The 13099-nt window shown below is 46.7% G+C and carries 5 protein-coding genes; 4 read left to right on the top strand and 1 reads right to left on the bottom strand.

From position 1 onward, the window contains the following. Nucleotides 1-93 precede the first annotated feature (93 nt). The 3 genes from guaA (at nt 94) to tadA (ending at nt 6553) form a co-directional block, all read left to right on the top strand. The gene (guaA, locus tag MZ182_RS13900; RefSeq protein WP_014611002.1) at nt 94-1671 is read left to right on the top strand and encodes a glutamine-hydrolyzing GMP synthase; all 1578 of its coding nucleotides are present in this window, start codon (nt 94-96) and stop codon (nt 1669-1671) included. 371 nt (nt 1672-2042) lie between these two features. After that, a complete protein-coding gene (locus MZ182_RS13895) occupies nt 2043-5870 on the top strand; it encodes a hypothetical protein (RefSeq protein WP_248065825.1) in 3828 nt (1275 codons plus the stop codon). A gap of 158 nt (nt 5871-6028) precedes the next feature. Then, nucleotides 6029-6553, top strand: a complete 525-nt coding sequence (gene tadA / locus MZ182_RS13890; RefSeq protein WP_411028080.1) for a tRNA adenosine(34) deaminase TadA — start codon at nt 6029-6031, stop codon at nt 6551-6553. A gap of 457 nt (nt 6554-7010) precedes the next feature. On the opposite strand, the gene mltF is transcribed toward tadA, so the two are convergent. Beyond that, nucleotides 7011-8444, bottom strand: coding sequence for a membrane-bound lytic murein transglycosylase MltF (gene mltF / locus MZ182_RS13885; protein ID WP_011788713.1), 1434 nt, complete (start codon nt 8442-8444; stop codon nt 7011-7013). Nucleotides 8445-8722: 278 nt separating this feature from the next. Here mltF and purL point away from each other — a divergent pair, with 278 nt between their 5' ends. After that, a complete protein-coding gene (gene purL, locus MZ182_RS13880; protein WP_248065835.1) occupies nt 8723-12604 on the top strand; it encodes a phosphoribosylformylglycinamidine synthase in 3882 nt (1293 codons plus the stop codon). Nucleotides 12605-13099 lie beyond the last annotated feature (495 nt).

The following is a 13099-nucleotide window of genomic DNA, read 5'->3' as shown; positions in this document are numbered from 1 at the left end:
TAAGCCGCCCCACTAACAATATGTGTGATGCTCTCAAGCTTGACGTTGTCAGTTTTGAGCCAAGTTAAACAATAGATAAAATAAAGGTTATCCATGAGCGATATTCATGAGCACAAGATACTGATCCTCGATTTTGGATCCCAGTACACTCAACTGATTGCCCGTCGTATCCGTGAAATTGGCGTTTACTGCGAATTATGGGCATGGGATGTGACCGAAGCCCAAATCCGTGAGTTTGCCCCTAACGGTATTATCCTAGCGGGCGGCCCTGAAAGTGTGACGGCTGAAAATTCTCCCCGTGCACCTGAATATGTCTTTAACGCTGGCATACCTGTTTTAGGTATTTGCTACGGCATGCAGACTATGTCTGAGCAGTTAGGTGGTAAAGTTATTCAAGGTGTGGGCGAAGGTGAATTTGGCTACGCTCAAATTGAAATGCTGACAAAATCTGCGCTGTTCAAAGATATTGAAGATGCAGTCAATAGCGAAGGGAAACCTCTGCTCGATGTATGGATGAGCCACGGTGATAAAGTCTCTGCGATCCCTGAGGGATTTGTGGCGGTAGCTAAAACCGATACTTGCCCATTTGCTGCTATGGCTAATGAAGAAAAACGCTTCTATGGCGTACAGTTCCACCCAGAAGTGACCCACACTCGTCAAGGCATGCGGATGTTATCGCATTTTGCCTTAGACATCTGTGGCTGTGCCGCCAACTGGAAACCCTCATCGATTATTGAAGATGCGATTGAGCGTTTGAAGAAGCAAATCGGCGATGATGAAGTGATTTTAGGCTTGTCTGGTGGTGTCGATTCTTCGGTTGTGGCTATGTTGCTGCACCGCGCGATTGGTACAAAACTGACCTGCGTATTCGTTGATAACGGTTTATTGCGATTGAATGAAGCAGCACAAGTGATGGAAATGTTTGGCGATCATTTCGGCCTGAATATCATCCACGTTGATGCGGAAAACCGTTTCCTCGATGCGATGAAGGGCGTTGCAGATCCAGAAGCAAAACGCAAAATCATCGGCCGTGTATTTGTGGAAATTTTCGATGAAGAATCGAAAAAATGCGCTAATGCAAAATGGTTAGCGCAAGGCACGATTTATCCTGACGTGATTGAATCTGCTGGCAGCGCTACAGGTAAAGCACATGTGATCAAGTCGCACCATAACGTTGGCGGTTTGCCTGACGATATGGAACTGGGTTTAGTTGAGCCACTGCGCGAACTGTTCAAAGATGAAGTGCGCAAAATTGGTTTAGAGTTAGGTCTGCCATACAACATGCTTTATCGTCACCCGTTCCCAGGACCAGGTCTTGGTGTGCGTGTATTAGGTGAAGTGAAGAAAGAATACTGTGACTTACTGCGCCGCGCCGATGCTATCTTCATCGAAGAACTGCATAAAGCCGACTTATACAATAAAGTCAGCCAAGCCTTTACTGTGTTCTTACCCGTGCGCTCTGTAGGCGTGATGGGCGATGGTCGTAAATATGACTGGGTTGTATCACTGCGCGCAGTAGAAACAATCGATTTTATGACAGCTCATTGGGCACATCTACCCTATGATTTCTTGGGGCGAGTGTCGAACCGCATCATCAACGAAGTCGATGGCATTTCCCGTGTGGTTTACGATATCTCTGGCAAGCCGCCAGCGACTATCGAGTGGGAATAGCGCAAATATAAATAGCTAATAAAATACTATTTATGATTTATCTCAATGCCAGTCATTTTATTGACTGGCATTTTTTATTGGGGTAACGATATTGACTCAAAAAACAAGGTGATCCACAAATCTGAAGCAGTCAGTATCGCTTTGTACGCAAACAGCAGTCCTTTGATGGAGTAATTATATAAGGCTGCACTTTATTACCATTGCAGGATTGTGTACCGCTATGTGGGTTAACATATCTAATTTGCAAGGTTTTCCTCCTTAAACTTCTTTTTAATCATTATGCTAAGAGCTGTTATTATCGAATTATTGATTATCCAATAAAATTATCTTGCTCTCGATAGGGTTAACAAGATGTTCAGCTGAGGATTACCGTGGCAATTTTTGATATTGAGAAAGACGAATTACTCCGACTCTCCGATACTCTGCTCGAAGAGTTGATTGCTCGTCTTGCCGAGGCTGAAATAGCTGCGCAGGGACATAGCCCTGCATATGTAAACTGGTCAGGCTCAATTAATGCTCCTGATGGTGGCATTGATATTCACGTTCAAGTCCCTGTCGAACAGCTGAGCACAGGTTTTCTTGAAAGACCCAACACAATTCTTCAGGCCAAAAAGCATTCAATGCCGATGGCTGCGATCATCAAGGAAATGGTCACCGCTGGGAAACTGTCACCGACCATCTCTGAACATGCCAAAAGAGGTGGGAGCTATATCATTGTCAGCTTAGGTGATGATTGCTCTCCTCCTATGAAGAGGGACCGCCTCAAAGCAATGCGAGATGCCGTAGCGGATGATCCTAATAGTGACAATCTTTACTTGGACTTCTACGACCGTTCTAAACTGGCTCAATGGGTACGGCAACATCCGTCAGTCATGCTCTGGACAAAAAGAAATCTCGGTCAGGGATATTCAGGTTGGCAGCCATACGGCGCATGGAGCAATCCACCAGAGGGTACGCCGGACATCTTGATTTCAGCCTCGGGTGTGACTGTGACTCTGCCGTCAGGCTGGGGGCAACCGCTCAGCATTAATGACGCCATTGCACCGATGCGAGATCTTATTCGCTCTACTAAGAAGGCGGTTCGCATCACTGGATTATCTGGTGTTGGAAAGACCAGAATTGTACAGGCACTTTTCGATGAAACGGTCGGTACAGATGCGCTTGACCGGACTATCGCAGTCTATGTCGACACAGGTGAAAGTCCGGAGCCTTCTGCTACAGCAATGCTAGATAGGCTGATTGCAGAGGGGGAACGGGCTATTATGGTCCTTGATAATTGCCCTTCAGAATTGCACACCTTACTAGCCAGTAAAGTCTCTGCCAAAGGTACAAAGGTCAGCCTTATCACGGTTGAATATGACATCAGAGACGATAAGCCTCAGACCACAGAGGTCATCCATATAGAAGCAGTAGGGCCTGAGGTGGCTGAACAGCTTCTGCTGCGCCGTTTCCCTAAAATCGGCCAGAATAACGCCCGCCGAATTGCCGCGTTTGCTGATGGTAACTCGAGGGTATCTCTGGCTATTGCCGAGCGGGTTGAGGAAGGTGAGAGTTTAGCTCAGCTTTCTGATACTCAGTTGTTTGATCGCTTGTTTGAGCAGCGTAAAGGCCCTGATGATAACCTGCGTGAGCACGCTGAAATTCTGTCTCTGGTCTATTCATTCTCGGTAGCAACTGTTGAGAAAGGCCAAAACGAACTTGAGGTATTGGGTTCGAACTTTGGGTATTCCTCAAGCCAGTTGTCTCGGTCAGTCAACAAGTTATCAGAGCGCCATATAGTACAGAAGAGGGCTTATTGGAGAGCTATTTTGCCCCATGCCATTGCCAATAAGTTGTCTATGTCGGCACTGAATAATTTACCCGTTGCTCAACTTAGAGAAACCTTTGAAGCCCCCGGACGTCAACGCTTACTCATGTCTTTCGCACATAGGCTCGGGTTGTTGCATGATCATCCTGTGGCGAAAGAGATCGTTGAAACTTGGCTTCAACCCGATGGGTTGCTGGGGCGGATAACCGAATTAAACGATATATCGGCACGAATGCTGGATTATATCGCACCAGTAACGCCAGAAGTTCTGCTCGACAGGATTGAAGCGATACTTATCACCTCTGATTTTAAAGGTATGAAACCAGGTTATAAGTCTCGACGAACGTCAATTATCAATCTTCTGCTATTGCTGGCGTATGAACCGATCGCCTTTGAGCGGTGCATTAGGCTCCTCATCCATTTAGCGGACTTCGAAGAGGAAAGCAACAACAATGCTTCTGCGCGAAATCAGATAACGAAGTTCTTCCAAGCATATCTGTCCGGCACACACGCTACTTTAGAACAACGCATTGCGATCATGAATGAATGTCTTTCATCAAGCGTGACTGTAAGGAGGTCATTAGGTTTAAGGATGCTCTCTACAGCCTTAGAGGCGCGGTGGAGTGGGTCAGGGGTAAACGAGTTTGGTGCTCGCCCAAGAGACTATGGATTTCAACCCAATCACGATCAGCTTGTGCAGTGGCGTAGCGCCTTTATCGACGTTGCTGTCAAACTGGGAACCTCCGGTGATTCGACTCTTGAAGATCTTGCAAGACAGACGCTGGCGAAAGCATTTAGAGGAATGTGGCGACAAGTTGCAATGAGGGAAAAGCTAATTGACGCTGCTGGCAAATTACATGCACATCGCCCTTGGGGAGATGGTTGGAAAGCCGTCCGAACAACTATCTATTTCGACCATACCAAGCGCAAAGATGGGGATGATGTTGAGCCTCTGCCGGACAACCTTGCCGTATTGGAGAGGGAGTTGGAGCCCCATGACTTGATTCCGGCAATTCTGACTTATGTGTTGAGCAATAGGCCGGATTATTGGGCATTGGATACTAATTTTGATCATGAAAAAATCCACAAATATGATGAAGCTAGGCAACGACTTGAAACTAAGGCGCTCCGGTTAGGTGAGGAATTTGCGTTATCGGACCATAAGCTCGACGAGCTGGGTCCACATCTTTTTTCCAGCGATTCGATGCCTTATCGCACCGCATTCGGGAGAGGCTTGGCAAAAGGGACGCATGATTTACGAGTCTGCTGGCAGCTACTCGTCGAACAGCTGGGGCTGCAGTCCGAAGTCTGCCGAGATATTGCTGTCTTTGGTGGTTTCATCAAAGAGGTTGACTCTATCGATTCAGTTCTAGCTCAAGAGCTACTCGAACTGTGCACGCAGCATCCTAAGCTTCGACAGGCCTTGGTTAATTTGCACCCTTGTGGAAAATTTACAGAAACCGACCTAGATCGTTGTATGGCAATTCTGGATGACCCAGAAATTCACCCGAGCATGTTTGAACCAATCCTCTGGCGGGACGACTATGCGCATTTGCCTAAAGGCCGTATTATCAATCTCGCTCAACGGCTCCTGAGTAAACCGAATGGTGATGATGTGGTGCTAGAGGCGCTAAGCATGAGGTTAGATGGTACAGTTGATACACTTGGTCCCGACTTTCGACAAATAGGTTTAAGAGCTGCGATCTTGAGTCTCTCAAAAAATCATGACGATTATAGTGGTGGCAGGGATTACCGAATGGAGCGTGTGATCAGTGCTGCGTTACGCTTTAATTGCAATGAGGCCGCAAAGCAAGAGTGGTTGGATACCATATTTACTGTTGTCGATGACAACTATGGTTACATTTATTCATGCGAAAACACCATTGCGTCGACTGCGGCATTAATGCCTGCAGCATTCCTGAATCGTGTTTTTGAGGGCACTGAAGAGCAACAACATCTGCGACAGTTCTTTATTCTGCATAGCGGATTGGACCAGTCAATTCTCGCCAAAATCGATGTGGACGTGTTGATTGAATGGTGCAGAGCCAGAAACGATACCAAAGTGTGGGCGATTGTAGCGGCGGGTATTAGTCTTTGGGAACAGGATGGAAATCAGGGTGCAGTTATTATGTCAGAGTCAGCACTCAGACTGCTGGAAGCATCTCCTGAACCTGAAGCTGTTCTGGAGGCTTTTGCTGAACGTGTTACTTCTGGTAGCCGAGCAAACGCAATGCAACCTGGAACGGATGCTATTAGAAAGTTGGTTGAACATGAAAGATCAGATATTGCGGCCGCAGCTAAAACACTCTCTGCAAACTTGGTTCAACTAATCGAGCGTCAGAAAGAGCGAGAACAGCGGGAGGATATGGAGCACGAACAGCGATTTGAATAAAGGCTACTCTATCCTAAATCTGCAGGTCCAATCCCGAGAGAGATGAAAGCCCATTATTTACTCAAACAACAGTCGAAAGGGCTTAACCCTTATTCAGTGAAAGGTGCTCAGTGCGCCTTTTTTATTGGTTATAGGTATAATTGGCCGTATTTTTACAGATGAGTGACCGCCTAGTGGACCAAATGAAGTTAGACGAATATTGGATGCAAGTCGCGATGCAGATGGCAGAGAAGGCTGAAGCTGCGGGTGAAGTGCCTGTGGGTGCGGTTCTAGTCAAAGACGGTCAGCAGATTGCGACGGGTTACAATTTATCTATTAGCCAACACGATCCTAGCGCCCATGCAGAGATCCTCTGTTTACGTAGCGCAGGTAAAAAGCTCGAAAACTATCGTCTTTTGGATGCCACCCTTTATATAACCCTTGAACCTTGCGCTATGTGTGCAGGCGCTATGGTGCACAGCCGGATCGCGCGGGTGGTTTATGGTGCTCGGGATGAAAAAACCGGTGCTGCGGGGACTGTGGTGAATTTACTGCAACATCCGGCGTTTAATCATCAAGTTGAAGTGACATCAGGTGTATTAGCTGAGGCTTGTAGCGCACAGTTGAGTCGTTTTTTTAAACGCCGTAGGGATGAAAAGAAGGCTTTAAAACTAGCTCAAAGGGCGCAGCAAGGGATAGAGTAAAAGCGATAGAAAGTGTTTTTAGTCTTGAGATTGGATAAAAGTAAAGAAAAGTTTTTGGCGGTTTAATATTCGACGATGGCGTATTTTTAGCAAAGTACGACGACGTGATGCATTGTTATGATGAATAGTTTTTTTTCTCATATTGACCCCATTTTTGATTATTTTTATTGAGCATTATTTATTCGCACTTTTACTTTGATTTAACGCCTGTAACGCTAATGTTTTATCTCAATTGACTAAGACAGTAGCAGTTGAGATAAGCAGCGGCAATCCCCTTATGGTTATCTGCTTTATAAACCAGCAAGTTAAGGCATCAATTGATGCACTTTAGCGTTCATTCTCTTAATTAAAGATTAAAATTTCTAGATTTTAGGTTAAGAAAGTCAATAGTGAGTGTTGGCTCAATTTCTGTGCGTATAAAAATAACGCTTAAGCATCTTTGGCTTACTTAAATAAGTTATTTAGGTTGATCTGGGCTAAGGGAGCCTGCAGGCATACTGGGGAGTTCTTCAGCAATAAGATCGTTTTGCTCGTCCTCTGGCATAGGTTGTTTTGACTGATTATCCACCCACACCAATGTATCGTAGTAGCGGCGAATACTATCCACGTAATGTACAGCTTCACTGCCACGAGCATAACCATAACGGGTTTTTTGGTAATATTTCCGTTTTTGTAGTAGAGGTAAAACTTTCTTTAGATCTCGCCAAGCATTGGGATTTAATTCCATTGATTCTGCGAGTTTTCGCGCATCTTCCACATGGGCATACCCTATATTGTAAGAGGCTAGTGCAAACCACATACGTTGACTTTCAGGGATGGATTCGGGCAAACGGTTAATCATATCCCTTAGATATGCGGCGCCGCCGCGGATACTTTCTTCTGCATCGAGGCGGTTAGTGATGCCAATTTCTTTGGCTGTGGGTTCTGTGAGCATCATCATGCCACGGACTCCCGTGGGGGAGCGGGCATGCGGATTCCAGTGGGATTCTTGGTAACTTGTTGCTGCAAGTTTACGCCAATCTAAATCACCTGCATGGGTCTCAAACAGTTGACGATAACGAGGAAGGACTGTTTCGATAGCACGCAGGAAAGCACGAGTATCGATATAATCGAAACGTTTAACGTGGCCAAAATACTTTTCATTGAGATGATCGAGCGTCCCTGCGAGCTTTTCTTGATGCCAGAAAGCCAATAATTGGCTCATAAGTGCATCGCTGTGAGTCGGAGGTAATAACCAGACCACATCGAGTTTTTCTTCAAGCACAGGGCCAGAACGTAAATCGGGTAGATAACGGCGATTAATTTGGACACTGCTAGAGTCAGCGATAGTGTAATCAATTTCTTTATTTGCGATCATCGCCAGCAACTCTTCACTGTCTTTATCTGTTACTTGATCCCAGACTAGACTCGGATGATGTTTTTGCAGTTGAGTCAATGTCTCTACAAACGCTGAGTCAGCAATGATAGTGATTCTTCCTTTTAACTTGCTGATATCTTTGGGGGCTGCCACGCCTTCTCGATAAACGAGCACTTGATTAACGCGATATAAAGGTGGGCCTAGACGGAATTGTTCTCTTCGCGCAGGCGTTTCTGTCATACCTGCGGCAATAATATCAATATCATTCTTTTTTAGGGCGTCATAGAGCTCTGAGCGGTTAGTATAAGGCACCATTTTTAAGGGGACGTTGAGATATTCGGCAAATCGCAGCGCCATATCGTAGTCAAATCCACTATTTCCTTGGCCGGATGTCATATAGATCTGAGGGCCATAAAGGGTTCCCACCCGCAGTTCAGTGAGCTGATGAGGAACGAATTCTGGTTCGTCCACGGTCACCTGCTGACAGGCAGTCAGTAAGAAACCTAAGATGATAATAAGCAGAAATCGAGTCATTAAATGCGCTTTGTTAAATAAAATCAATACGATGAAAAATAGATGGTCAGTGAGGTATCAGAGATAAAATGGCTGACAGTGCTGTGATTATATCCGTTTGTGTGGGATAACGAAAAAAATTTGTACAGGGGAGAAGGAGGAGTCTGATAACACCACGCTTTTTATCTCACAGGAAACACTGTTTTGCGTAAGGTCACAGGTGATTTGTGATAGACATTTCCCTATAATAGCGCCACATCTGACCCCTGCAATAATAAATAATAAGGTGAATAGACGTGATGGAGATCATCCGCGGAGCCCCCGCACTCTCGATGTTTAGAGTGCAAAAGCTAATGGAGGCCTGCGTAAACGCGGCGCTTCCGGTACGCCAAATCTATGCTGAGTATGTGCATTTAGCGGATTTGAGCGAGTTGCTCGACACAAATGAACGCCAGCAACTTGAAAAAATTCTCACCTATGGACCTGCGATAGAAGCTCATATCCCCCAAGGTTCACTCCTGTTTGTTACTCCTCGCCCCGGCACAATTTCCCCATGGTCATCTAAAGCCACTGATATCGCCCACAATTGTGGTCTTGGTAAGGTGAAGCGTTTGGAGCGTGGTGTTGCCTATTATGTCGAGTCAGATGCACTGACAGTGGCCCAGCAACAAACCTTAAATGCGTTGCTGCACGATCGTATGGTTGAAATTATCCTCGATGATTTTGCCAAAGCCGATGTGTTATTCAAACGCACTGAGCCTGCGCCGTTTAAGAGCGTCAATATTCTTGGGGAAGGTCGCCGTGCACTTGAGGTGGCTAACACTGAATTGGGGCTTGCCTTAGCCGAAGATGAAATCGACTATTTAGTCGAGAACTTCGTCCGTTTAGGCCGTAATCCCCATGACATCGAATTGATGATGTTTGCTCAGGCAAACTCTGAGCATTGTCGTCATAAGATTTTTAATGCAGATTGGACTATTGACGGTGAAGTTCAGCCTAAGTCATTGTTCAAAATGATCAAGAACACCTTTGAAACCACGCCTGATCATGTGTTATCTGCCTACAAAGATAACGCTGCAGTGATGGAAGGTTCGGTTGCGGGTCGTTTCTTCCCCGATCCTGATGGGGTGTATAGCTACCACACTGAGCCTATGCACATCCTGATGAAAGTGGAAACCCACAACCATCCAACGGCCATCAGCCCCTATCCTGGCGCCGCAACCGGTTCAGGTGGTGAAATCCGTGATGAAGGCGCGACGGGTCGTGGTTCTAAACCTAAAGCGGGTTTAACAGGCTTTAGTGTATCCAATTTAAAAATCCCGGGTTTTGTTCAACCATGGGAAGGTAACTATGGCAAGCCAGAACGTATCGTGAGCGCGCTGGACATCATGACCGAAGGACCACTCGGCGGCGCGGCATTTAACAACGAGTTTGGTCGTCCGGCATTGGTCGGTTATTTCCGTACCTATGAGCAGGAAGTCAGCAGCCACAACGGTGTTGAAGTCCGTGGTTACCACAAGCCCATTATGTTGGCCGGTGGTTTAGGTAACATTCGTGAAGAACACGTACAAAAGGGCGAAATTACCGTTGGCGCTAAGCTGATTGTGCTCGGTGGCCCTGCGATGAACATAGGTCTGGGCGGCGGCGCGGCTTCCTCTATGGCATCGGGTCAATCGAGCGAAGACTTGGATTTTGCTTCTGTGCAACGTGAAAACCCAGAAATGGAACGTCGTTGTCAGGAAGTGATTGACCGCTGTTGGCAGCTTGGCGATAAAAACCCTATCCAATTTATCCACGATGTGGGCGCGGGCGGTTTGTCGAACGCTTTCCCAGAACTCGTGAATGACGGCGAGCGCGGCGGTTTGTTTAATCTGCGTAATGTGCCTTCGGATGAGCCTGGCATGAGTCCGCTGGAAATCTGGTGTAACGAATCACAAGAACGTTATGTGCTGTCAGTTGCCCCCGAAAATCTGGCGCTATTTACTGCCATCTGTGAGCGTGAGCGCGCGCCTTTTGCGGTGGTGGGTGAAGCGACGGCGGAAAAACACCTGACGCTTAGCGACAGCCATTTCGACAATAATCCTATCGATTTACCACTCGAAGTCTTATTAGGCAAAGCGCCTAAGATGAGCCGTGATGTGGTATCGGCCAAAGCGGTATCGCCCGCGTTAGCGCAAGACAAGATTGATGTTAAAGAAGCGGTTAAACGCGTACTGAGCTTGCCTACGGTCGCAGATAAAACCTTCCTTATCACTATTGGCGATCGCACAGTCACAGGTTTAGTGAACCGTGACCAAATGGTGGGCCCATGGCAAGTGCCTGTGGCCGATTGCGCTGTGACTGCGGCAAGCTTTGATACCTACGCTGGTGAGGCTATGTCACTGGGTGAGCGTACACCGCTGGCGCTGCTGGACTTTGGCGCCTCTGCCCGTATGGCTGTGGCTGAATCCATCATGAATATCGCTGGTGCCGATATCGGTTCATTTAAGCGTATCAAGCTTTCTGCCAACTGGATGTCTGCCGCGGGTCACCCCGGTGAAGATGCGGGTCTTTATGAAGCGGTGAAAGCCGTGGGTGAAGAACTGTGTCCAGAGCTCTGCCTGACCATTCCGGTCGGTAAAGACTCTATGTCGATGAAGACCGCATGGCAGCAAGATGGCGCGGATAAAACCGTGACGTCACCTATGTCATTGGTGATTACGGCTTTTGGCGTGGTGCAAGATATTCGCAATACAGTGACGCCAGAGCTACGCACAGATAAAGGCGAAACGTCTTTACTGTTAGTGGATTTAGGTGCGGGCAAAAATCGTTTAGGCGGTTCTTGTTTAGCCCAAGTGTTTGGTGAGCTGGGTGATATTGCGCCGGATCTTGACGATGCAGCACTACTGCGTGGTTTCTTCGAAACCATGCAAAATCTAGTGGCTAAAAAGTCGGTTATCGCTTACCACGACCGTAGCGACGGTGGTTTATTCACTACCTTAGTGGAAATGGCTTTTGCTGGTAATACTGGTTTAGACATAAATGTAGAAGACTTGCAGGGCACGGATTTAGAGCGACTCTTTAATGAAGAGCTCGGCGCTGTGCTGCAAGTGAGCCGCGACAACGCTGCGAAAATTGCCGCTCAGTTTGCAATCGCTGGCGTACCTTGCCATGTGATCGGAACCCTCGCCGACGATCAACGCATCACCATTAAAGATGGCGCGCGTGAAATCTTCAGTGATACCCGTGTTGCGCTGCATACTGTGTGGTCAGAAACCACGTATCGTATGCAAGCTTTGCGTGATAACCCAGCCTGCGCGCTTGAAGAGTTCAAACTTAAGCAAGACGAAACCGATTTAGGCTTAACCGTTAACTTAAGTTTTGATCCAAGCCAAGATGTTGCCGCGCCTTATATTCTTAAGGGCGCTGCGCCTAAGATGGCGATTTTGCGTGAGCAGGGCGTTAACTCCCACGTAGAAATGGCAGCAGCCTTTGATCGCGCTGGCTTTGAAAGCCGCGACGTACACATGTCGGACATTTTATCTGGCCGTATTAGCCTAGAGGATTTCCAAGGCCTAGTGGCCTGTGGTGGCTTCTCCTACGGTGATGTATTAGGCGCAGGTGAGGGTTGGGCTAAGTCGATTCTGTTTAACGAGCGTGCGCGCGATGAGTTTTCACGTTTCTTTGAACGTGACTCAAGTTTCGCCCTTGGCGTGTGTAACGGTTGTCAAATGCTGTCGAACCTGAAAGAAATTATCCCAGGTAGCGAGCACTGGCCACGTTTTGTGCGTAACCGCTCAGAGCGTTTCGAAGCGCGTTTCAGCTTAGTTGAGGTGCAACAGAGCCCGTCGTTATTCTTCCAAGGTATGGCCGGTTCACGTATGCCTATCGCCGTATCCCACGGTGAAGGTTTGGCTGAGTTTGCCAGCCCTGAAGCGCTGGCGATTGCCGAAGCGTCAGGCACAATTGCGCTGCGTTTTGTTAATGGTAAAGGTGATATTGCGACTCAGTATCCACAAAACCCGAACGGTTCGCCAAATGGCTTGACGGGGATTTGTACCACTGATGGCCGCGTAACGTTGATGATGCCGCACCCCGAACGTGTGTTCAGAACCGTAGCGAACTCTTGGCATCCGGATACTTGGGGTGAAGATAGCCCTTGGATGCGAATGTTCCGTAATGCGCGAGTGACCTTAGGTTAACCTCCTAAAATACAAGAAGTTTAAAGTTTAGGTCATCAAAAAAGGAGCGAATTTTTTCGCTCCTTTTTTATATTCTAAATGCATGTTTTATTAAAATTAGCCATTTCAATATATTAGCCTTTATTGCAAATAATCTATTGTACTTAAGTAACTAAATTCTCGCTTTAATTGCCAATTACCTCTTAATGAGTATGTTGCACACTCGATAAATCTTTAGTCTCAATCTTCTAAAGCGATTTCCCTTACAAAAAATAGGGTATAGGAAAAGAAAAAGCCTCCAACTCAAGGAGAAGGAGGCTGGTTTTGCGCTAACAAAACTTCAAACTAAATCAGGATCTATATCGAGTAATATGTAAAATCTTAAAGCTCGTGTGCTTTATAAAGTTCAACAAAAACAGGCTTGTAGATGTTAATTAGACGTTCAAATAAGTTTGTCATATCGCTGTCTCCATAACAAAGTTAAACCAAGATGTGCGATATCGGGCTTTTCTGGGA

This window comes from Shewanella sp. JNE2, from assembly GCF_023159115.1.
Taxonomy (GTDB): domain Bacteria; phylum Pseudomonadota; class Gammaproteobacteria; order Enterobacterales; family Shewanellaceae; genus Shewanella; species Shewanella putrefaciens.
Note: the sequence above shows the minus strand (reverse complement) of the source record. Positions and strands in the feature narration are given on the sequence as shown.